Source organism: Demequina sp., from assembly GCF_049841215.1.
In the GTDB taxonomy this organism is placed as follows: Bacteria; Actinomycetota; Actinomycetes; order Actinomycetales; family Demequinaceae; genus Demequina.
The window spans coordinates 70,045-93,400 of sequence record NZ_JASGEO010000014.1 but is presented as its reverse complement, the minus strand read 5'-3'; the positions used below and the strand labels follow the sequence as shown (position 1 = coordinate 93,400).

The window sequence follows — 23,356 nt, the reverse complement described above, 5'->3', positions numbered from 1 at the left end:
GTCGAGGAGCGGGGCGAGTGAGCACAGTGTATGACGTGGCCGTCGTGGGCTCGCGGGGCTTCCTCGGCTCCGCCGTGGCCACGGAGCTTGAGCGCCGGGGCGCCCACGTTGGCCGCTTCACCAAGGACCACCCGTTTACGGGCGGAGCGGCCACGGTGGTGTGGGCAGCCGGCCACGTCACCCCTGCGGACACCACGCGCGCGGATCAGGCCATCGGCGACCTCGCCTCCGCCCTCAACGCCGCCCGACGCTCGGGTCGCGTCCCGCACGTCGTCCTCCTGTCGTCTGGGGGCGCCGTGTACGGCCCGCCCGCGATTGCGCCGTTCCGCGAGACCGACGAGCCAAGCCCCGCGAATGACTACGGCCGGGTGAAACTTGCGGAGGAGCGCCTGCTCGCGGACCAGGGCGTGCCCCACACGGTGCTCAGGATTTCCAACCCGTACGGCCCCGCGCAGGTCAGTTCCGCGGGCCGCGCGGTAGGCGGCCAGGGCGTGGTGGGGCATTGGCTTGCGGCGATCCGCACGGGCCAGCCGATCACGCTCTTCGGCGACGGCTCTGCCGTGCGCGATTACGTGTACGTCGACGATGTGGCGGACGCGATCGCCACCGCCACCGAGCGGCGCCACGAGGGCCTCATCAACGTGGGCTCGGGGGTGGGAACCAGCCTCGCCCAACTGCTTGGGGTCGTACAGAAGACGGTCGCGCCCCACCCCGTAGAGGTGCGCAGCGAGCCCGCTCGCGGCGTTGATCCCGTGGCCGCGTGGCTCGGCGTGGACCGCGCTGCTCAGCACCTTGGCTGGCGCGCCACCACGTCTCTCGAGGACGGCCTTGCCCGCACGTGGGACGCGGTGCGGCCATGAAGAAGTGGCTCCGCTGGGGCTTCCTCGCGCTCGCGGCCGCCCTGCTCGCGTGGGCGGTCGCCAAGGAGTGGGACGACGTCACGGCCGCCCTCGCGGCCCTGAGCTGGGGAACCATCCTTGCCGCAGGGCTCGCGGCCACGATCGCGCTCGGCGTCAACGCGCTGTCTTGGCGCGAGGTGATGGTGAGCGTGGGGCTAACGGCGAGCGTGCCGTCGGCCTTGCGCGTGTTTTTGCTTAGCCAAGTGGGCAAATACGTGCCCGGATCCGTGTGGCCGGTGCTCGCGCAGGCGGAGTTCGCCCGCGACCACGGCGTCTCGCGAGCCCGCGCCATGACCGGCTCAATCGTCGCGATGATCGTTGGCGTGGTGACGGCGGCATTGGTTGGGCTCACCGGCGCGGCGCTCACAGTGCCCGACGCTGTGGCCACCTATTGGTGGGTGCTTCCGGTGGCCTTGGGTCTGGTTGCGCTGCTGACGCCGCCGGTTCTCAGCCGCGTGGTGGCGCTCGCCTTCCGTGTCACGAAGCGCACGGAGGACCCGGTGCACATTAGCGGCCGGGCGCTCGCGGCGAGCGCGGGGTGGTCGGTGCTTATGTGGCTATTGCTTGGTCTGCAGGCGTGGCTGCTGCTCCGCGAGATAGCGCCGGGCGAGAAGTCCACGTACATCCTCGCGACGGGCGCGTTTGCGCTCGCGTGGCTGGTTGGCTTCCTCGTGGTGATTGCCCCCGCGGGGGCTGGCGTTCGCGAGGCCGCGCTGGTGGTCTTGCTTGCGTCGGTGGCTACCCAGGCGCAGGCGTTGTCGCTCGCGCTCGTGAGCCGATTCGTGATGACCGCGGCCGATGCGATCGGCTTCGCTGCCGGGGTGGCTATTGGACGCGGTCGACCGGCGAGTGAGCCGGACCGTACTGCTGCGTCTTGAGGCGCTCCAGCTGATCCTCCGCGAGCACCCGGTTCGTCTTGAGCAGGTCCGAAAGCACCCCAAGGGCGATGGACAGCAGCGCACCGGAGATGAGCGCGCCACCAAGGATCAGGGACTGAATGTGATTGCCGTCGTCGCCCATGATGCGCACGATCGCGAAGCGAATGAACGGGATCAGCCCAAGCACGCCAAACGTGAGCGCGAGGAGCCGGAATATCGACCACGGCTTGAACATGATGTACGAGCGCATGATCGCCTGGGCGGACTTGATCATGTGCTCAAAGACGTTGGAGAACAGGCGTGACTCTCGCGTCTTGGGGTTCGTGACCACAGGCACGGACTCGATCGCGAGGCGCTTGTTGCCCGCCTGAATGATCGTCTCCATGCAGTACGAGAACTGCGTGACGATATTCAGGCGGTACAGCGAATACCGGCTGTACGCGCGAAAACCGCTCGCAGCGTCGGGCAGTTTGGTGCCGGCGGCGCGATTCACTACCCACGAACCAAAGCGCTGCATCGCCTTCTTGAACGGCGAGAAGTGCGCGATCGACTGGGTTTGGCGATCGCCGATGACGATGTCAGCGCGCCCGGCAAGGATGGGCGCTACGAGGTCGCCGATGCGTTCTTGCGGGTACTGGTTATCGCCGTCGGTGTTGACCACGATGTCCGCGCCGTTGGCGAGCGCGTACTCCACGCCATCCGCGAAGGACCGCGCGAGCCCCATGGTGCGCGTGTGCTTGACGATGTGCGTGACGCCGTGGGCGCGCGCCACCTCAACGGTGCGATCGGTGGAGCCGTCGTCGATGATCACAATGTCGATCTCGTCGATGCCGTCGATCTGTGTGGGGATGGTGCTCAGTACCAGGCCAAGCGTGGCCTCCTCGTTGAGGCATGGGATCTGAACCACCAGTTTCACGTGCCCAGGGTAATGCGCCGCGAGTCATTCGGGATGCGAGAACCGCGCGCCGCGGGTAGCGTCGAAAAGACCCAAACACATAGGAAAGGGAGAATCATGACGAAAACCTCGTCTTGGCGAGCGTTCGCGGTAGTGACGGCCAGCATGGCCGCACTGGTCGCCGCAATCGCCACTCCGGCCCAGGCGGATGATGGAGACACCACCATCCAGATCCTTGGCATCAACGATTTCCACGGGCGCATCCTGCCCGATCCCACAAACGGCGGCGCTGGCGGAGCGTCGCTCGTCACGGCGGTGGACACGCTCAGAGCAGAGCACCCCAACACCGTCTTTGCCGCGGCGGGGGACCTCATCGGTGCCTCCACCTTCGAGAGCTTCATCGCCCACGACAAGCCCACGATCGACGTCCTCAATGAGGCGGGCCTCGAAGTGTCTGCAGTGGGCAATCACGAGTTTGATCAGGGGTACAACGACCTCGTCGACCGCGTCATGGCGCCCTACGACGCCGTCACCAACCCGTACGGCGGCGCCTCCTGGCAGTACCTTGGCGCCAATGTTCGCGTGAGCGGCACCAACGCCCCGGCCCTTCCCGAGACGTGGACGGAGACCTTTGGCGACGTCACGGTTGGCTTCATCGGCGTGGTCACCGATGAGACGCCCAGCTTGGTATCGCCCGACGGCGTGGCTGGCTTGACCTTCGAAAAGGAGTTCACGGCCACGAACCGCTCTGCCGCCGACCTGAAGGCCGCGGGCGCTGACCTGGTGATCGCGCTCATCCACGAGGGCGCGCCAACCACGGCGTATGCGGACGCGGTGAATCCCGCGAACGACTTTGGCCAGTTCGTGACGAGCCTCTCCGACGACGTTGACGCCGTCATCTCCGGCCACACGCACTTGGCGTACAACCACCTGGTGCCGGTTCCCGGCTGGGCGGATAGGGCGGTCACGGAGCGTCCGGTGGTCTCCGCCGGTCAGTACGGGGCCAACCTCAACCAGTTGTTGTTCACGGTGAACGCGGCGGGTGACGTCACCGGGCTCACCACGTCGATCATCGATCTCGAGGTGGGCGGGGTGCCCGTGTACCCCGCGGACCCCACCACGGCGGCCCTCATTCAGAAGGCCGTGATCGAATCTGATGTTCTTGGCGCCGAGGTGCTTGGCGCCATCAGCGGTCCGCTGTATCGCGCCAAGACGGCGACGGGCACCTCGGGGTCCAGCCGCGGCGGCGAGTCCACTCTTGGCAACGCGGTGGCAGAGATCCAGCGCTGGGCCACGGCGGAGCTTGGCGCCAAGGTGGCGTTCATGAACCCTGGCGGGCTGCGTGACGACATGTTGGGACTGGCAGGGGGCACCGGTACCTATCCGTCAGACATCACCTACAAGCAGGCGGCGCTCGTGCAACCCTTTGCCAACACGCTCGTGACGATGGACATGACGGGTGCGCAGATCAAGGCGGTGCTGGAACAGCAGTGGCAGCCCGCGGGCGCGTCGCGGCCGTTCTTGCGCCTTGGCACCTCGGAGGGGTTCACCTACACGTATGACCCCACCACCAAGAAGGTGCTTGACGTCCGGCTCAACGGCAAGTCGATCGCGGACACCGCGGTGCTCAAGGTCACGGTGAACTCGTTCCTCGCCTCCGGCGGTGACAACTTCACGGTGTTCAAGGAGGGCGCCAACAAGGCCGACTCCGGCCGCGTTGACCTCCAGGCACAGGTGGACTACCTCGCCGCGAACGGCACGCTGAACGTGCCGACGGAGCAGCACGCCGTGGGCGTCACGGGCCTCGCGGCAGCCGACTTCACCGTGGGCAAGGACGTGACCCTTGGCCTGACCTCGCTCATGATGACGGGCGCGGGCGACGTCATCGACGCCAACGTCACCGCGAAACTGGGCAAGGTGAGCCTTGGCTCGTTCGCGGTCACCAACGTGCCGCCAACGGACGTGTACGACGAGCACGGCACTGCCACGCTCGCGTTCACCGTTCCTAAGGTCAAGCCGGGCGACTACGTGTTGACCGTCAAGGGCAAGGCAACGGGCACCGTGGTGAAGATCCCTGTCACCGTGAAGGCGGCCCCGGTGCCGCCGTGCGTGGTCTCGTACAAGACGTACGACAAGCGCCACGGTGAGTACTTCGCGCGCGTGTCCGTGAAGAACACGAGCAAGACCACCGTTAAGGACTGGAAGGTCGAGTGGACCTTCGCCGGTGCGGACAAGGTCAAGCACGCGTGGGGCGCCAAACTCAAGCAGTCTGGCGCCACGGTAACGGCCACGGGCTACCGCTGGCACGACGACCTGCGTTCTGGACACTCCGCGACCTTCGGGTTCACGTCCAAGGGCGCAGCGAGTGACGTTGCCCAGTTCACGCTCAACGGTCAGGTCTGCGTAACCAAGTAACCGCAGAGGTGACGCACAACGGGTGCCCGGCCATAGCGTCGGGCACCCGTTGTTGCTGTGGGAGGAAAGTTGGGTGGGCGCCCTAGATCTTGGCTTGGCTCGAGATGGCCCAGCGGCCAACCGCCGCGCCGATGCCTGCCGCTGGGGCGACGACGGTGCCGAGGCCAACGAAGTTGCCGATCAGGAACCCGACCACCGCGCCAAGAAGGGCGAACGCGAGCACGTGCATCCCCTGGTTCTCGTTGTTGCGCAGCATGAAGCCGAGGCCCCACGCGAGCGCAGGCCCCACGAGCACGAACACCGCGAACACGATGCCGAGCAGGAAGATCGCGCCTTGGAATACGGAGCCGGAGTCGTTCAGTTGGTCGTCTGCGGAACCAGTGACGAGCGTGAGCAGCAACACGATGGTGGTGACCACCGCCGCGATGGCGCACCCAACGAAGATCCACCACGCGCTGAAGCGGATGGTCCACACGGGGCGAACTTTTCCGGTTTCCGGATCCCACTGAGCCATGGGCCAAGCGTAGACGTGCTCGCCGCGCGCACCGCACGCCGCCGCAATAGCATCGTCGATGAGGGGCGCAACCAGGAGGAACAATGAAGTTCGAGATCTACAAGGACGCAGCTGGCGAGTTCCGGTTCCGCATCATCGCGGCGAACGGCAACATCCTCGCGTCGAGCCAGGGCTACAACCAGAAGCAATCGGCGAAGGATGCCATCGCGTCAATCCAGAAGAGTGCCGCTGACGCAGCAATCGTCGACAACGCCTGACGCGCCGCTCCTCCTGAAGCGGCGCTTTGCGCCACAATGGGCCAGTGACTGCGTTCGCTGACCGCCACATCGGACCCGACGACGCCGGCATCGAGGCGATGCTCGCGGAGGTTGGCTATCCGTCGCTCGCCGCCCTCGTGGAAGCGGCCGTGCCCGCGTCCATCCGCCAAGACGACGTGCTGGTGCTGCCCCCTGCCCGCGACGAGCAACAGACGCTGAGCGCCCTGCAAGGCTTTGCGCAGCGCAATCGCGTACAGGTCTCGATGATTGGCCAGGGCTACTACGACACCGTCACCCCTATGGTGATCCGCCGCAACGTGCTGGAGAATCCTGCCTGGTACACGGCCTACACGCCGTACCAAGCGGAGATTTCGCAGGGCCGCCTTGAGGCGATGCTCAACTTCCAGACGATGGTCGCCGACCTCACGGCGCTTCCCGTCGCGGGGGCTTCACTGCTGGACGAGGCGACCGCCGTTGGCGAGGCAGTGCTGCTCATGCGCCGTGCCGTCAACGGCAAGGACGGCGGCGTGATCGTCCTTGACTCCGAGTGCTGGCCGCAGACCATCGAGGTGGTGACCGCGCAAGCGGAGGCCATTGGCCTCCCGCTTCGCGTTGAAGACCTGTCCGACGGCTGGGTTGCGCCAGCTGACCTCGTTGGCTTGGTCATTCAGCAGCCGGGCAACTCGGGGCTGGTGCGCGAGATCGGCGGGCTCGTGGAGGCCGCGCATGGCGTGGGAGCCCTCGTGACGGTGGCCGCAGACATCCTGTCGCTGTGTGTCATCAAGGCCCCTGGTGAGCTTGGCGCGGACATCGCGGTTGGCTCCACTCAGCGCTTTGGCGTGCCGCTGTTCTTTGGCGGACCGCACGCGGCGTACATTTCCGTGCGCGAAGGCCTTGAGCGTCAACTCCCCGGCCGCCTGGTTGGTGTGTCCGTGGACGCATCTGGGAAGCCCGCCCTGCGGCTCGCCTTGCAGACGCGTGAGCAGCACATTCGCCGCGACAAGGCCACGAGCAACATCTGCACCGCGCAGGCCCTGCTCGCGATCATCGCCGGCTTCTACGCGATGTACCACGGTCCTGACGGGCTTCGCGAGATCGCGCTCCGCGTGCATCGCATGGCCGCGACCCTCGCGGACGCCCTCACGGCGCGCGGCGCCACGGTGCGCCACGAGGCGTTCTTCGACACGATCGTGCTTGACGTTCCGCGCGGCGCCGAGTCCGTGGTGCGCAGGGCCGCGGAGCAGGGCATCAACATCCGCAAGCTGAATGACGACGCGGTGGCAATCTCCTGCGACGAGCTCACCACCCTCGAGGTGCTCACGAAACTCGTCTCCGCCGTGCTCGGCCACCCCCACGAACGCCCCGTATACGGCGGCCCATCGGTGACGATCCCTAGGGACCTGCGCCGCACGTCGGAGTACCTGACACATCCCATTTGGACTAAGTACCGGTCCGAGACCTCGCTCATGCGTTACATGCGCAAGCTCGCGGACAGGGACCTTGCCCTTGACCGCACCATGATCCCGCTTGGCTCGTGCACCATGAAGCTCAACTCGGCCGTGGAGATGGCCCCCGTGAGCTGGCCTGGCTTCGCCGCAATCCACCCCTTCGCGCCAAGCGACCAGACCGCGGGATACCGCGCGATGATCGGGCAGCTCGAGGCGTGGCTCGCGGACATCACGGGATACGCCGCGGTGGCCGTGCAGCCCAACTCGGGAGCCCGCGGTGAGTATGCAGGACTGCTCGCCATCCACGCTTACCACCGTTCCCAGGGCGAAACCGAGCGCGACGTGTGCCTCATCCCAGCGTCGGCCCACGGAACCAATGCCGCGAGTGCGGTGCTTGCCGGCCTGCGCGTAGTGGTGGTCGCTACGGGCGACGACGGCGAGATCGACATGGGTGATCTGCGCAAGAAACTCGAGGCGCACGCGGGTCGGATCAGCTGCATCATGCTCACCTACCCCTCGACGCACGGCGTGTACGAGAGCCACGTTGGCGAGGTGTGCGCCGCCGTGCACGACGCGGGCGGCCAGGTGTACATCGACGGCGCCAACCTCAACGCGCTCGTTGGCCTTGCCAAGCCCGGCCACTTTGGCGGCGACGTGAGCCACCTCAACCTCCACAAGACGTTCTGCATCCCCCACGGCGGTGGCGGCCCCGGCGTAGGCCCGGTGGCGGTTGCTGAGCACCTGGTGCCGTTCCTGCCGCGGCTGTCGAGCCCTATCCAGACGCCCGAGGAGCTCATCCGCCAAGGCGCGCCGGTGAGCGCGGCGCCCTACGGCTCCGCAGGCATCCTCGCGATCTCGTGGGCGTACATCGCGCTCATGGGGCACGAGGGCCTTACGCGCGCCACGTCGACCGCGGTTCTCTCCGCCAACTACGTGGCATCGCGCCTGGCAGACGCCTACCCCGTGCTCTATCGCGGGCCGGCTGGCCTCGTGGCGCACGAGTGCATCCTCGACCTCCGCCCGCTCACGAAGGCCACCGGCGTGACGGTAGAGGACGTGGCGAAGCGACTCATCGACTTCGGCATCCACGCACCCACCATGAGCTTCCCCGTGGCGGGCACCCTCATGGTGGAGCCCACCGAGAGCGAAGACCTTGGAGAGGTGGACCGGTTCATTACCGCGATGCTCGCGATCCGCGAGGAAATCGCCGCGGTGGAGCGCGGCGAGGTCACGGCAGAGGCCTCCGTACTGAGGGCGGCGCCACACACCGTCGAGGCGATCGGCGCAAACGATTGGGACGCCCCGTACTCCCGCGAGCAGGCCGCCTTCCCAGTGCCGGAACTGAGGCAAGACAAGTACTTTGCGCCGGTTCGCCGCATCGACAACGCCTACGGCGATCGCAACCTCGTGTGCGCATGCCCGCCCATGGAGGAATACGAGGGGTGACGGAGCGCGCGAAACCCGCGCGAGCGTCGGGCAATTGCCGTGTTTATCCGCGTGTGAAGGTTGCCACACGCATAGTTACGTCCAAACCGCCCTCAGTTAGTCTTTCTCTCTAGCGCTGCCGTCGCCCAGGTAGCCGTCGCTTGGGCCCGAGGGAGGACCGTGGCCGCACGTCGTCAGAGCCTTAACCCACCGACCCTTCCGGGCTACGCCTACGTGCGGCCCCTGGGGTCCGGTGGGTTTGCCGACGTGTTCCTATACCAGCAGAACCTTCCGAGGCGCGTGGTGGCGGTAAAGGTCCTGCTAAAGCCAATCACTGACCCGGAGACCGCGATGGCAATGGCGGCAGAGGCGGACGTCATGGCGGGCCTCAGTTCGCATCCCGCGATCCTTACGGTGTTTGAGGCGTCGGTGGCTCCAGACGGCCGCCCCTACCTCGTCATGGAGTACTGCCCTGCGTCGATGGCGGTGCGCTATCGCAGCGAGCAGATTCCCATCGCCGAGGTGCTATCCACGGGCGTGCGGATCGCGAGCGCCGTCGAGTCTGCACACCGCGTGGGCATGCTGCATCGCGATATCAAGCCCTCCAACATCCTCGTGACCACCTACGGACATTCCGTGCTTAGCGACTTTGGTGTGGCGACGGCGAGCGCGACGGGCGAGGAAGACATGATCGCGATGTCGCCGCCGTGGAGCGCCCCGGAGGTGGTGGAGCGGCGGTCGTCCGGCACCGTGGCGAGCGAGGTGTGGGCGCTTGCGGCCACCATCTACACCCTTGCCGCGGGGCACGCGCCGTTCGACGTGCCAGGCGGAAGGCGCTCCGATGAGCAGCTCAAGGCGCGGATTCTGCGCGCCAAGTACGTGCCGGTTGGCAGGGACGACGCTCCTGCCGCGCTCGATGACGCGCTTGCCGGCGGCCTCAAGCGGCTCCCCGCGGACAGGTACCCCTCCGCGCTCGAGTTTGGCAAGGCGCTCCAAGAGGTGCAGCGAGAAATGGGGCTCCCCGTCACGGAGCTGGAACTTGCTGGCGACGACTGGTCCCCTGCGGACTACGCGGCGGATTCCCTCGGTGGCCCCACGCGCTCCACGGTGCCGGTGGAGTCCGCGAGGCAGCGCCACGACGCTGCGGGCAGCAGTCACCACACGCGCACGAGTACCGCGAGTCAGGTGGCGCGGCGGGCTACGGTGCGCCGCCGCATCGCTGTGGGCGCCATCATCCTTGGCGCCGCAATCGTGGGCGTGCTCGTGACGCTCGCTTTGGTTCTTGGTGACTAAATGACCACCGTGATGCCGGAGGTACCGCGCCCTGAGGATCCGCTCCTCAAGGCGAGGCGCCGCAGGCTTGTGTGGCGATCCGGTGTGGTGGTGCTGGTAGGTGCCGTGATTGCGGGCGCCATCGTCGCGCCGGGATTCGACGAGCGGGAGGTTGTTCCCGACGACCCGTCCGTCTGGGCGCTGCAATCCGTGGAGGGTCAGCGCTTTGCGCGCATCAACACCGTGGTGGGCGAGGTCGACACGGTCAAGAACGTCAGCGCCCCAACGGATTTGGCGCAGTCCGGCGATTCTCTACTCGTCTACTCGGACAACCTGGGAACTGTCACGCCCGTGGACGCCTCGCGCCCAACAGACCTCGACGACAGCAGCTCGGAGACCTCGGTGGCGACGCCGTCGGGCACCGAATCCGTGACGTACGCGGGCGACTTCGTGGTCTATCTCACTGACACGGGCATGGTGCTTGCCGGGCGCATTTCCGACGGCACCGGCGTGGCCCCGGCGCAGTTCGATCCTTTCGCCGACGCAGTGGTCGAGGAGGGCGCGGAGCGCCCTGAGTTCCGCGCGCTCGCGGCCACCGTGTCACCAAACGGGGACATTGCCGCGTACTCCGCGGAGCAGGGCGCGGTGCTCCGCGCTAGCGCCGCAACGGGCGAGATCGCGGGGCTCGACCCCATCACCGACGGCCCCACAGACGGCAACCTTCAGCTCACGTGGGCAGGCAACGCGTGGGCGCTTCTCGATGCCTCAAGCGGCACGCTGTGGCGCCAAGGCGTCGCCGAGCCCATCGACACGGGCGCCGGCTCCGGCGCCGTGCTTGCGCAGCCAACGGAAGACCTCGACGCCTTCCTCGTGACCGACGAGTTCGGCGTGATCTCCGTTCCCAAGGGCGAGGGCTCCGCGCAGCGCATCTTTGGGGCCGACGGCGTTGGGCTTGGCGAGCCGGCGGCGGCCATGCAGGTGCCCGGCGAAGCGACGATGGTTGCCGCGTGGTTGCCTGCGGGCCTTGGTGCCGGAACCATGTGGCGGTCCGACGCTCCTGCCGTGGCTCTCGATTACGGTGGGCTTACGCTCGGCGACCAGCGCACGCCGCAGTTGCGCTCCAACGGCTCACGGCTGATCCTCAATGAGACGCGTTCCGGATGGGTGTGGAGCGTGCCCTCTGGTCAGCTCATCGCCTCCTCGCAGCAGTGGGACCAGGATCAGGACGCGCCAACCACGGACGACGAGGATGACGTGGCGCCGGAGGTCACGGATCCTCGCGCGCCCGTCGCCGTGGATGACTCCTTCGGTGTGCGCGCCGGCCGCCAAGTGGTGTTGCCCGCGCTTCTCAACGACCACGATGCCAACAAGGACGTGCTGACGATTGCGTCGCAGTCGCTGACCGCGATCGATCCCGCGTTCGGCACGCTGTCCATCGCGGATGACGATCAGTCGGTCATCATCACGGTCAATCCGAACGCGACCGGCACAGCGACGTTCGACTACCAGGTTACGGATGGCACCACGAGCGACGGGCTGCTCTCCGAGCCGGCGACGGTGACCCTGAGGGTGCACTCGGCGTCCGAGAACGCCGCGCCCCAGTGGTGCGGCGTGGACGGCTGCCTCACGACGTGGCCCTCCCTTGAAGTGCACCCGGGAGGCACTGCCGCGGCCGACGTACTGACGGGCTGGGTGGATCCGGATGGCGACCCCATGTACCTGGCGTCGGCAACTACCTCCTACGCCTCCGGCGTGGTAGCGGCATCACCAGAGGGACGCGTGGTGTTCCAGCACGTGAACGCGAGCGCGTCCGGCTCCGCCACCGCCGCGGTCACCGTGGCCGTATCCGACTCGTTTGGCGCAACCACCACCAAGGTGCTCAACGTGAGCGTGCTCGACGAGCCGGAGCTCACGGTCGAGGACGTGTCGGTGACCGTGGTCGCCGGCGTGACTACCACGATCGACGTTGCCGACAGGGTCACGGGCGGCGTGGGCGCTCTCGAACTCGAGGAGGCCTCGCTCGCCCCTGGAGACAAGGCGACCGTTGCGGTGGCGCAGGGCGTGGTGGGCTTCACGTTCGTTGCGGACGATCCCGGCTCGCATCTCGTGGATTTCAAGGTCACGGACGGCGTGGAAGTGGCGCGCGGCGTTGCGCGCATCACCGTGCTGGATCCCAGCGCGGAGAAGATCTCCACGGTGCCGTCCACCGCCTTCGTGCGTGCCAAGGAGGACGCCACGGTTGACGTCTTGCGCACCGTGTCCAACCCTGGCGGCCGCGTGCTGCTGATCTCCGACGTCTCCATCGACCCCGCGCCAGGGGCGCAGTTGTCGGCGGACGTCGTTGGATTCTCGGCGTTGCGCCTCAGCGGAGACACGCCCGACGGCCAGCCGGGCACTCTCGGCGTGGTCACGTACACGGTGTCCGACGGCTCCGGTCGCCCTGGCATGACGGCTACCGGTGAGGTGACGGTGGTCTTGCTGCCTACCGAGACTCCGCCCAACCCCATCGCGATTGACGACACCGCGACGGTGCGCGCGGGAACGCAGTTCGACACCTCGGTGCTGCGCAATGACATTGGCCCCACGGGAACGGTGATCGCGCTCGACCCCGATTCGATCGTTGCGCCCGAGGGAGCCGGCCTCGCCTTCGCGGGAGGCTCGCGGTTGCGCTACCTCGCTCCCGATACTCCTGGCACCTACGTCATTTCGTACGCCACATACGTGCTGGGATATCCCACTCAGCGCGACACCGCGCAACTCGTGGTGACGGTGCTGGACAACCCCACTAACTCGCCGCCAACGCCGCGAGACCTCACGGGCCGCGTGGCGTCCGGTCAGAGCGTGCGGCTCGCGTTCGATGGCACGCGCCTTGACCCGGATGGCGACAGGGTGACGCTGTCTCGAGTGGAGACGCAGCCGTCCTCGGGCATCGCCGCCGTCTCCGCCGACGGCCAGGCAATCGTCTATACATCGGATCCTGGCTTCTCTGGGCAGGTCTCCTTCACGTACTCCGTGGTGGACGCTCGCGGCCAGACGGCCACCGCGAGCGTCCACATCGGTGTCATCGCGGTGGAGTTCGAGGCCAAGCCCGTCACCTACGCGGACTACGTGCAGGCGCAAGTTGGCGACGGCAGAAGCGTGGTTGTGGTGCCGACGGCAAACGACATCGACCTTGCAGGCGGAGAGCTCGAGCTCGTCGACCTGTCCCCCGACGCCCCGCTCGAGACGGACGAGTACCGCGAACTTGCGGACCGCGTCGTCTCTGTCGCGGACGACACCGTCATGCTGCGTGCGGGCGAAACGCCTGGTACCTACAGCTACCTCTACACGGTGCGCAACTCCGCGGGCTCTACCGCGGTGGGCCGCATCATCCTCAAAGCCGTGCGCGAGCCGGTGGCCGACGTACCCGTGGTGACGGACACGGTGCTCGCTCTCGACACGCGCGAGTCGCTGCCCACCGGAGTTGACGTGCTGACGGGCAAGGTGTCGTGGGCATCGGGAGACCCCGCGGGCCTGGTGCTGTCGCTGTGGGGCAGCCAGCCGGGCGTGACCGTGGATGGTTGGACCATCTCTGCCCCGTCCACCACCGCGGGCCGGATCATCCCGTTCCAGGTGACGGGCACCAACTTCGCGGGCGAGGAGGTCACGAGCTACGGCTTCCTCAAGGTGCCCGGACTCGACGAGACGCGGCTCGCACTCAAGGACTCCTTCACCGAACCTCAAGTAGTCGAGGGCGAATCCGTGACCTTCGACATCAAGCCGCTCGTCGCGGTGCCCGCCGACACCCAACTGGTGGTCGACGGAGACGATGTTCAAGCGTCGGGCGTGCGCAAAGGCTCCACGTGCGAACTGGTCTCTGGCACCACCCTCAGGTACACGGCATCCGAGGGTCAGCCGTATTCCGATATGTGCAGGGTCTCAGCGCGCGTTGCCGATCAGGATCGCTTCACGCTCGTGCCGATTCCCATCACGATCATCCCCAAGGACCCGTCGCCGGTGCTGCGCAGCGGCTCTATCGAGCTGTCGCCCGGGGCAACAACAACGTTCGACCTCGCGGGCATGGTCAGCTGGCCGACAGGGGCTGCCGCCAGGGACGTTGAGATTGCGCTCAACTATGCCGGTCAGCAGTTCGACGTGCGGCGCTCCGGCGACGTGCTGACCATCACGGCTCAGGACAGGGCCGTGCCGGGCAACGTCGACGGCGCCACGGTGTCGCTCACCTCGGATCCAGAGGTCCCCGCCGTGTCCCTCACCTTCGTTGTTGGCCCGGCTCCCTCGAGCCTGCCAAAGGGCGCAAATATCACGCGTCAATGCTCGCAAGCGTCCGGTTCGTCGTGCGCGATCAGCGTCATCGGCGGCCCGGGAGAGGTCAACCCGCTGCCGGGGACGCCGCTCGAGTTGGCCTCCGTGACCCCAGATGTCTCGTGCCCAAATGTGACTTTCACCGTTTCCGGCAACTCGACGATCACGGCGTGGTGGACCGCGGACGCACCTGGTGCCACCTGCACCGCCACCTTCACCGTGATGGACGCGCAGGGCCGCGTGAGTGCGGGTGACCGCGTTGGTGTGCTCCACCTCGACCTGCTCGGCTATCCGGCCTCCCCCGCGGAGGTGCGCCAGACCGCCTTCGGCGACGGCACCCTCACGCTCGCGGTGAGCCCGAGCCCAAGCGGCGCCTCGTACCCAGGCGTGACGTCGTACGTCATCTACGAGGGCGCCACCAAGGTGGCCACGTGCGCGGCCGACGGCTCCTGCCCCGCCATTACGGGACTCACGAACGGCGCCAAGCACACGTATGTAGCCAAGGCGCTCAACAGCGTCGGCGAATCCCGAGGCTCTGTGAGCGTGAGCGCGTGGTCGTACGCGCCTCCGGCAGCGCCTGTGAACGTCACGTGGACGCCAACGCGCAACACCGGTGGCGACGGCAAGCGCATTGATATCGAGCTCGATGTCACGGACGCCACCACCAAGGAACTGCGCATCACGAGTGGGAGCGGCGAGACGATGGTGGTTCCCGTTTCCGGCAAGGGCCACAAGTCGGTATCCGCGTACTACGTGGGCTCCAACACCACGGAGCAGGTGACAATCACCCCCGTGACGAGCCTTGACCTGCCCCCTGTTGCGGGCGCGCAAGAGCAGGGCTCTGCGGTGACCTTTGCCGCGAACGGCGTTGGCGCGCCCACGATCGTGCAAGCGGTGCCCACCGTGGATGGCAGCGGAACCACGGCCACCCTCGCAGTTCAGGTGACGTCTGGCGGCGTGGGCTCGGACACGTTCGTTGGCGTCCTTAATGGCGGCACGTGTGAGTCGATGGTGGCGGCGTCCGGCGGATCGGCAAGCCTCACGGTGACCGTGATTCCTAACACCACCAACCGTCTCAAGCTGTGCGGTGAGAGCCGCGTCGGCTCCACCACCTACGGCTCGGCCCCGTCGCTCGACGTGGCCGTCTACCCCTGGGTAGACCCCGGCGCCCCGCTCATCACCCGTGGCTACCGGGTGGCTCCGGAGTGCACGGGTGACGGGATGTCATGCCAGACGGGAGTGACGGAGCCCATCGTCAACCTTGGCGCACTGCCAGCCACGGTGGTGGTGGGCTACCGCTTCAACGGCGGCTCGTGGACCACCAAGTTCTCCAACATGCCGGTAGGTGTGCCGGTCACCGTGAACGCTCGCCTGTGCGTGGTCTTTAACAGCACCACGGCGCAGTGCTCGCCAACGGTTGGCACCGTGGCACCGGACGACGGCTATGCCGCCTATCGCACTCAGGTCACCGTGCGTACGTGTGAGGTTGGCGTGCCGCCCTCGGTCACCGTGGGCGCCTCGGGCGACGACTACGCGGTCGAGTGGACCTTGCGTGACGCAGACGGGGAACTCACCACGCACTACGACGCGATGCGCACGGCAAGCGTCACGGTGAACTTCACCGGAGCCCTCATCGGTATTGATCCATGGACATCCGCGACCAGCACGTGCACGGGTGTCCCCGAACCAAGTCCAGAGCCATCGCCGAGCGTCTCACCCACACCGTGAAAACGGCCGATGAGTGTAACGAGGAGATCACATGACCATCAATGACGAACAGACGCAGTGGTTCGCGGAGACCTTCCGCTCGCTGTGCGACAACGTGGAGCTCGCCGTGCTCGGCAAGCAGCACGTCGTGGAACTGGCATTCACCGCGCTCATCGCCGAGGGGCACCTGCTGCTTGAGGACGTGCCGGGAACCGGCAAGACGTCGCTCGCGCGGGCCATCGCGCAGACGGTGCGCGGCACGAGCACGCGCATCCAGTTCACGCCCGACCTCCTGCCCGGAGACGTCACCGGCATCACGGTGTTCGACCAGAAGAAGGGCAAGTTCGAGTTCCACGCGGGTCCGGTGTTCGCGAACGTGGTGCTCGCGGACGAGATCAACCGCGCGAGCCCCAAGACCCAGTCGGCGCTGCTCGAGGTCATGGACGAGGGCCAGGTGACCGTCGATGGCGTCACCCGCGCGGCCGGTACGCCCTTTATGGTGCTCGCCACCCAGAACCCCGTGGAACAGGCGGGCACCTACTCGCTTCCCGAGGCCCAGCTCGACCGCTTCCTGATGCGCACGTCGCTCGGCTACCCCGACCACGCCTCGACCCTGCGCATCATCGAGGCAGGGCGCCCGCAGCGCGTGGTGGTGGAGCCGCTCGTCGAGCTCAAGACCATCGTCACGATGACCGAATTGGCACGCGAGGTCCACACGAGCCCGCTCGTGCTCGACTACATCGCACGCATCGTGGACGCCACCCGCAACGCCACCCAGGTGCGCCTCGGCGCGTCGATGCGCGGTGCGATGGCGCTCGCGAGGGCGTCGCGCGTGTGGGCCGTTGCTCACGACCGCTCGTTCGTGACTCCTGACGACGTCAAGTCCCTCGCCGATGCCGTGCTCGCGCACCGCCTCATCCTGGATCCGGAAGCGGAGTTCGATGGCGTCACGGCCACCGCCGTCATCGGCCAGATCCTTCTCGACACCCCGCCGCCGAGTCACAAGGACATTGAGTGACAGCTGAACAGGTGTCGCAAGCCCCGGCCGTAGCCCCGGGGCGTGCTGGCGCGCCCGCGCAAGGGCGCACCGAGTACGTCGAAGGCCCCGGTGGCTGGGTGCCGCTTGGCGTTCGCGTGGTGCGCTTTGGGCGGTCCGCTCGCGAGCGCATCGGGCGCGCGTGGGCGACGGTGCGCGCGGTCGTCACTCCTGCGGGCTGGCTCGTGGTGCTGTGGGCGATCGCGGGCCTCGTCATTGGGCTGGTCTTTGGATGGGGAGAGTTCCTCATCGGCTCCGCGGTGGCGTTCATTTTGCTGCTGCTCGCCACGCCATTTCTCGTTGGCCGCGAGGCCTACGAGGTTGACTTCACACTTCAACATGACGCCGTGGTGGCGGGTCAGGACGCGCACGGCGCCATCGCCGTCCGCAGCGGCCGCTCCCGCCTCGCGCTCCCTGGCCGCATCGACATCCCCGTTGGCGATGGCCTCATCGACTTCCACGTGCCGCTGTTGCGGCGCGGCAACGAGCACCGCGAGCAGCTCGTCATTCCCGCTCGCAAGCGCGGGATCATCGACGTTGGGCCGGCGACCACGACGCGGACGGACCCCCTGCACCTGCTCCAGCGCGAGTTCCGCTGGGCGGAGATCCGCACCCTCTACATTCACCCGGTGACGATCGCCGTGCCGTCCACGTCTATCGGATTCATTCGCGACCTCGAGGGCTCCACCACGCGCACCGTGACGAGCGAAGACATCTCATTCCACGCCGTGCGTGAGTACGCGCCCGGAGACGCGCAGCGCCACATCCACTGGAAGTCCACCGCCAAGGTGGGAAGCCTCATGGTTCGCCAGTTCGAGGAGACGCGCCGCTCCACCATCAGCCTTGTGCTCGACCTCGACGAGGGCTCGTACGCGAACGAGGACGAGTTTGAGATGGCGGTGAGCGCCGTCGGCTCGCTCGGCGTGAGGGCGCTTCGCGACGGCCGCGACGTGCGTGCCGTGGTGAGCGGCGAGGTGCCAGAGTTCGCGCGCTCAAGCGTGCGCGCGTTGCGGCAGCTCAAGGTGACCACCCCGCGAGCCCTCCTCAACGACCTAGCCGGCGTAGCGTCGGGCAGCGATGTGGCCGATCTACCAGCCATTACGCGCATGCTGAGCGAGGTTAGTGCGGATACCTCGCTCGCGTTCCTGGTGACGGGATCCGAGGCGTCGCTTGCCCGGTTGCAGAGCGCGGCGCTCGCGTTCCCCGCAGACGTAGCGGTGGCCGCGGTGGTGTGCGATCCGCAGTCAGAGCCGTCCATCCACCCCATTGGCCACACGCGAGTGCTGACCATCGGCCTGCTTGGGGACCTGCGGCAACTGCTGGCGAAGAGGGCGCGCGTATGAGCCGCACACCGCCAACGACCACCCTGACCTTTGCGCTCATCAACGTGCTGTGCATGGCGGGCGGGGCCGCGATCGCCGCGTGGTCCCTGTACCCCGCCTACGATTCGTCGCGCTATGTCAGCGCCGTTGCCGCAGGAATCGGATTTGGCGCCCTCGTGGTGCTTGTTGCCGATCGCCTTGGATGGAGCGGGTTCGCCGTTGCGGGGCTCACGGCAGTTGGCTTCCTTGCGATTGGGCTCACGCTCGCGGTCCCCGGCTTCGCGCGCGGCTCCACACCGCTGGCCGAGGCCGTGCGAGAACTGGTGCGCGGCCCCGTCACAGGGTGGAAGGACATCGTCACGCTCCCGCTTCCCCTTGGGGAGTACGGCGCCACCATTGTGCCCGCGTTGTTCCTGGTACTTGGCGGCACCGTGCTCGCTGGCTGGCTTGCGCTACGTGCCCGACGCTGGTGGGGCTTTGCCGCCGCGGTGGTTGTGATGATGGTGGCCACGGCGATCGTGGTTGGTCCCGCCACGCGAGCGATGCCGCTCACGTGGGCGCCGTATGGGATGTACATCAACCGCGAGTTCCTCATTGGCCTCGCGACGTTTGCGTTGCTGCTCGTGTGGCTTGGGTGGCGCGCCACCTATGCGCGCAGGCGCGCCGTCGCGCGCACGGCAGGCGGAGCGCGGTTGGCGTCATCGCCGCGCGTGCGCGCGCTGTCCACGGTCGTGACGGGAGCGGTGATGGTGGCCGTCGCCGTTGGGGTGGGTGCGATCGTGGCGGGGCCGGTCGCCGCGGAAACCCCGCGCGATGTGGCGCGATCCGTGATCGACCCGCGCGTGGTGGTGGACTCCTCGGTTGCCCCGCTCGCGTCGTACCGCAACTACTTCAGCAACGTGGCGTTCAGCGAGCCGCTGTTCACGGTGAAGGTCACCGAGGGAGAGGCGGATCGCATTAGGGTCGCCACCTTGCGCTACTTCACCGGAGACGAATTCACGGCCGCCGCGCCCTCCGACTCTGCCGCATCGCGCTACGAGCGTTTGCCCTCGTCGATCGCGCCCGCCGACGCCACGTCACGCGTCGAGGCGGAGATCTCCGTGCGTGCGCTGTCCGGCATGTGGCTACCGCTCGTGGGTAGCCTTGGCGCGATCTCCTTCAGCGGGGATCGTGCCGGCGTGCTCACCGATTCGTTCTACTACCAACCGGACACAGCGTCGGGCCTTATCACCGCACCCGCGGGAGTGGCCCTTGGCGACAGCTACACCGTGGTGGCGTACGAGCCGGACTCGATGCCGACGCTCGCGGAGCTTGGCGCCGCGCCCGGCGGTGAGGTCATCGACTCGTCGCTGATCCCGCCGTCGCTGAGCGACTGGGTGCTTCGCCAAGGCGTCACGCACGACGGCGCTGGACTTGCCATCCTCGTTGACCGCTTGCGAGAGCGCGGCTACCTCAGCCACGGGCTCACGCAGCCCGCGACCCCCGCGCAGTGGGAGACCGCGCTTGGCGCGTACTCGTTCGCATCCTCGGCAGCGGGCCACTCGTATGACCGCGTTGACCGGATGTTCCTTGAGCTCACCGCACGCGAGGCGGAGGCCGGTGCGAGCGGGGACGGAAACTTCGTTGCCGCGGTGGGTGACGACGAGCAGTTCGCGACGGCCGTGGCGCTCATGGCTGCCGATCTCGGCTTCCCGTCGCGAGTGGTGCTTGGCGCGCGCCTCGCGCAGACCGACGCGAAGGGCTGGACGGTGCCGGTGTGTGCCGAGGGCACGTGCACGGGACGCAACATGGCGATCTGGACAGAGGTGCAGTCCGCGGCGGGCACGTGGGTGCCGATCGACGTCACCCCCCAGCACTCCACGCCCCCCTCTCCCGATGTGCAGCAGCAACAGGATCCCAAGTTCGTGTCGGCCCTTGACCCGGAAAGGGCGAGCCCCATCGTTCCGCCCTCGACGCAGCGCGGCAGTGCCGCTGAGGCCGATCCCCCAGCGCCCGAGCAGACGGGCGTGTGGGGGTGGCTCGGCCCCATGCTGACCGTGGCGGGAATCAGCCTGTTGGGCATCCTCATCCTCATTGGCCCGCTCATCGCGATCGCCGTGTGGAAGGCGCTGCGCAGGCGCCGCAGGCGCCGTGGCGAGCCCACTGACGCCATCCACCACGGATGGGACGAGTACGTGGACACCGCGATCGACGCGGGCCACACGCCCCTGCCGCTGTCCACGCGCCTCGAGACCGCGCACGTGTACGGCAGCGCCAACGGGGAGCGCCTTGCTCGCCTCACGGATGCCGCCACCTTTGGCGCCGGTCACGCCTCCGACGCGGACGCGCAAGCGTTCTGGGACCTCGTCGCAGCGGATAGGGCCTCATGGCTCGCGGGCCGCGGATTCTGGCGACGCATGCGCATGCGCTTGTCCGTGCGGTCCATGCTCAACGCCGTGGCCCTGCAGGCTCCGGCCGTGATCCCGGAATCGACAACTCGCGTTGAGGTTGCGCACTCCGCCGCTAAGGGCGGTGAGTGACGTGGTGTGGACGGTGCTCACGCTCGCCGCGCTCGCGCTCGCGGCCGGATATGTGTGGATGGGCGCCACGCTGCAGGCGGTCTTCGCAAAGCTTGAGCTTAAGAGGGCCGACGCGTGGGTCCCCATCTATCGGTACGTTCAGTCCGCGCGGGCTGGGCGCTTGCCAACGTTGCCGGTGTGGATCGCAAGATCAGCCGCCCTTGTCTGCTGGACTGTCTTCGTCTCCATCGTGGTCTTGAGAGCGGCGAACACGATCAGTCCGTCCAAGGGGCTCGCGCCCTTGGCCTCGACGATGTTCGCCGTTGCCGTCTTGGCATCGCTGGTGGCGTGGGCGGTATGGATTGTCAGCGCGAACCGGATCGAACTGCGCCTCGTGGTGCAGTCTCGACTGACATGGGTTGCGGCGTTGTTGCCACCGTTGTGGGCAACGCTCGTGGGGTATGGGTCTGCACGGCCCGCAGTAGTAGGTCCAGTTGTTGGTGCGGCTCCCGCCCCACCAGTGGACGACGATGACGCCACTCGCGCCATCCAACGGGTAGCTCAACCCGTGCCTGAGGCGGAGCCGGTTCCCCAAGAACCCGCGACGCAAGAAGTAGTGGAGGATCAGATGACTACCGACGAGCACGACATCACGGGCAAGTTTGCTCGTGCCTACTCGCCATACGACGCGAGCCGTCCGGCAGAAGAACCCGCAGCGGACACCGGGGGTCACATTCCCCCGTGGGCGTATGACGACGATGACGCGACCTTCTTTGCCAAACGCCGACGGGCGCGGTGGGTACTACGCGTCGTTGGCGGCGAGGAGTACGACCTCGAGGACGTCACCACGATTGGCCGTGAGGGCATCCGTCCCATTCCCGGCGTGCTGCCGATCATGGACGACACTCGCACCGTCTCCAAGCTTCACGCCCGCCTGCGCAGGGAGTCAGACAACTGGTTCATCACCGACCTCGGCTCCACGAACGGCACGTTTGTGCGGGACAGCGCGGGCACCGAAGTGGAGGTCAAGGCGCAATCAGAGGCCAAGGTCGAGGGCACGCTGCTGCTGGGAGACCTCGAGCTCGTGATCGTGGATCAGCGCGAGGACGCACAGTGACACCGCGAGCGTGGAGCTACGGGTACGGCGCCACCGACGCCGGCCCGCGCGCTCGCAACGAGGACTCGTTCTGTGCCGCGCCGCCCGTGTACGTGGTGGCCGACGGTATGGGAGGTCACGCGGCGGGAGCGGACGCCAGTTCTGCCGTTGCCCGCACGTTCGCCCAACTGGCGCACCTGCCTGTCATCACGCCAGACGACGTCACGGCGGCGGTGCAGCAAGCGCAGCTCGCGGTGGTTGAGGTCTCGCGTGCAGTGGGCGGCCACTCGGGAAGCACGCTCACGGGCGTCATCGGCGTTGAGCATGCCGGTGAGCCATGGTGGATGGTCATCAATGTTGGCGATTCGCGCGTGTATCGGTTGGTCGATGGCGTGGTTGACCAGCTGACTGTGGATCACTCTCACGTTCAGGAACTCATCGACGCGGGCGAGATCACCGCCGCGGAGGCCGAGGTTCACCCTGACCGCAACGTGGTCACTCGCGCTATCGGTGACGGTGACTTCTCGTTTGACGCATGGCTCCTCCCCGTGCGTCCTGGTGAGCGCCTCATCGTGGCGTCCGACGGCCTCACCAAGGTGCTGAGCGACGCCAGAATCGCGGAGATCATCAACCTCGCTGGCGACGATGCCGCCATGCGCCTCGTTGGTGCCGCGCTCGCGGCCAACACCACCGACAACGTCACCGCGATCGTCGCCGAATCCGAGGGAGCGGTCACGCGCGAGGGCGCCAACCCCTACCCGTGGCGCGAGTGGACCAAAGAGGCCCGCGACGACGACACCACGCAAACCACGAGGGTCAAGGTCTGGGCGTGACCCAGCCAGAGGACGACCTCACCGAACTCTCCGCCCGCAACAAGGAGGCGGAGGATGACACGGTGATGTCGTCGCGGGCAACGGCGCCCTCAGCCGCGCCGGACGTCGAGGACGATGACGCCACCCGCATGTCTGCCCGTGCCATCACGGGGCAAGAGGAGACCGCAGACGTCACCCGCATGTCCCGCCGAAGTGCCACCGCCACGCCAAAGCCGAGCACGCCGTCGGGCAGAAAAGTGCGAAGCGAGGCACCCCCCGGCGCCGCCACACACGTGGTCGCGGAGCGTGGCGCGTTTGGGCAACCGGCCCTGGAGTACGACCCCCGCGACCTGCCGTTCGAGCCCGCCACCGCGCCGCCCGTCATCGGCCCCACCACGGATCCGGTGCCCGAGGTTCCGGACCTCGACCGCGTGCGGTCGAAGCGCGAAGCGGCGCGCCACCGCAGGCTCATCACGGCTGTGGTGGTGGTTGCGGTCACGGCAGCCATCATGACCGCCGCGGTGATCGGGATCATCGCGCTCGTGCGCGGCCAGCAGTGACCGCGCTGACGTGCCCCACG

15 protein-coding genes are annotated in these 23,356 nt (G+C 67.5%); 13 read left to right on the top strand and 2 right to left on the bottom strand.

Annotated elements, in window-relative coordinates; genetic code table 11:
- Nucleotides 1–17 precede the first annotated feature (17 nt).
- Complete coding sequence (locus QM618_RS08220) at nt 18–860, top strand: NAD-dependent epimerase/dehydratase family protein (RefSeq protein WP_428096808.1); 843 nt, start codon at nt 18–20, stop codon at nt 858–860.
- Nucleotides 857–1,777 (top strand): lysylphosphatidylglycerol synthase domain-containing protein, encoded by a 921-nt coding sequence (locus QM618_RS08215; protein WP_428096805.1) that lies wholly within the window; start codon nt 857–859, stop codon nt 1,775–1,777. Before QM618_RS08220 ends, QM618_RS08215 begins: the two co-directional genes overlap by 4 nt.
- Here QM618_RS08215 and QM618_RS08210 read toward each other — a convergent pair.
- Nucleotides 1,725–2,693 carry a glycosyltransferase family 2 protein gene (locus QM618_RS08210; protein ID WP_428096801.1) on the bottom strand — a complete coding sequence of 323 codons (969 nt, stop codon included), beginning with the start codon at nt 2,691–2,693 and terminating at the stop codon, nt 1,725–1,727. The two genes, QM618_RS08215 and QM618_RS08210, sit on opposite strands and share 53 nt — an antisense overlap.
- A 96-nt stretch (nt 2,694–2,789) precedes the next feature.
- On the opposite strand from QM618_RS08210, the gene QM618_RS08205 reads away from it, so the two are divergent.
- Complete coding sequence (locus tag QM618_RS08205) at nt 2,790–5,087, top strand: 5'-nucleotidase C-terminal domain-containing protein (RefSeq protein ID WP_428096797.1); 2,298 nt, start codon at nt 2,790–2,792, stop codon at nt 5,085–5,087.
- Between the two features lie 82 nt (nt 5,088–5,169).
- Here the strand turns inward: QM618_RS08205 and QM618_RS08200 are convergent, their stop codons facing one another.
- Nucleotides 5,170–5,601: a hypothetical protein gene (locus tag QM618_RS08200; protein ID WP_428096794.1), complete on the bottom strand. Its 432-nt coding sequence runs from the start codon at nt 5,599–5,601 to the stop codon at nt 5,170–5,172.
- Nucleotides 5,602–5,684: 83 nt separating this feature from the next.
- Here QM618_RS08200 and QM618_RS08195 point away from each other — a divergent pair, with 83 nt between their 5' ends.
- From QM618_RS08195 to QM618_RS08150, 10 genes are all read left to right on the top strand, one after another.
- Entirely contained in the window at nt 5,685–5,858 is a 174-nt protein-coding gene (locus tag QM618_RS08195; RefSeq protein ID WP_428096791.1) for a YegP family protein, read from the top strand.
- A gap of 44 nt (nt 5,859–5,902) precedes the next feature.
- Nucleotides 5,903–8,752 (top strand): aminomethyl-transferring glycine dehydrogenase, encoded by a 2,850-nt coding sequence (gene gcvP / locus QM618_RS08190; protein WP_428096788.1) that lies wholly within the window; start codon nt 5,903–5,905, stop codon nt 8,750–8,752.
- 159 nt (nt 8,753–8,911) lie between these two features.
- On the top strand, nt 8,912–10,024 hold the full coding sequence (locus tag QM618_RS08185; protein WP_428096784.1) for a serine/threonine-protein kinase: 1,113 nt from the start codon (nt 8,912–8,914) through the stop codon (nt 10,022–10,024).
- Nucleotides 10,025–16,033 (top strand): Ig-like domain-containing protein, encoded by a 6,009-nt coding sequence (locus QM618_RS08180; RefSeq protein ID WP_428096781.1) that lies wholly within the window; start codon nt 10,025–10,027, stop codon nt 16,031–16,033.
- A gap of 31 nt (nt 16,034–16,064) precedes the next feature.
- Nucleotides 16,065–17,030, top strand: coding sequence for an AAA family ATPase (locus tag QM618_RS08175; RefSeq protein WP_428096778.1), 966 nt, complete (start codon nt 16,065–16,067; stop codon nt 17,028–17,030).
- On the top strand, nt 17,027–18,391 hold the full coding sequence (locus tag QM618_RS08170; protein ID WP_428096774.1) for a DUF58 domain-containing protein: 1,365 nt from the start codon (nt 17,027–17,029) through the stop codon (nt 18,389–18,391). The genes QM618_RS08175 and QM618_RS08170 overlap by 4 nt, the downstream gene beginning before the upstream one ends.
- The gene (locus QM618_RS08165) at nt 18,388–20,889 is read left to right on the top strand and encodes a transglutaminase domain-containing protein (protein ID WP_428096771.1); all 2,502 of its coding nucleotides are present in this window, start codon (nt 18,388–18,390) and stop codon (nt 20,887–20,889) included. The genes QM618_RS08170 and QM618_RS08165 overlap by 4 nt, the downstream gene beginning before the upstream one ends.
- Nucleotides 20,882–21,985, top strand: a complete 1,104-nt coding sequence (locus tag QM618_RS08160; protein WP_428096767.1) for an FHA domain-containing protein — start codon at nt 20,882–20,884, stop codon at nt 21,983–21,985. The genes QM618_RS08165 and QM618_RS08160 overlap by 8 nt, the downstream gene beginning before the upstream one ends.
- Nucleotides 21,982–22,797, top strand: coding sequence for a PP2C family protein-serine/threonine phosphatase (locus tag QM618_RS08155; protein WP_428096764.1), 816 nt, complete (start codon nt 21,982–21,984; stop codon nt 22,795–22,797). The genes QM618_RS08160 and QM618_RS08155 overlap by 4 nt, the downstream gene beginning before the upstream one ends.
- Nucleotides 22,794–23,336 (top strand): hypothetical protein, encoded by a 543-nt coding sequence (locus QM618_RS08150; protein ID WP_428096759.1) that lies wholly within the window; start codon nt 22,794–22,796, stop codon nt 23,334–23,336. Before QM618_RS08155 ends, QM618_RS08150 begins: the two co-directional genes overlap by 4 nt.
- The last annotated feature ends 20 nt before the right edge of the window (nt 23,337–23,356 follow it).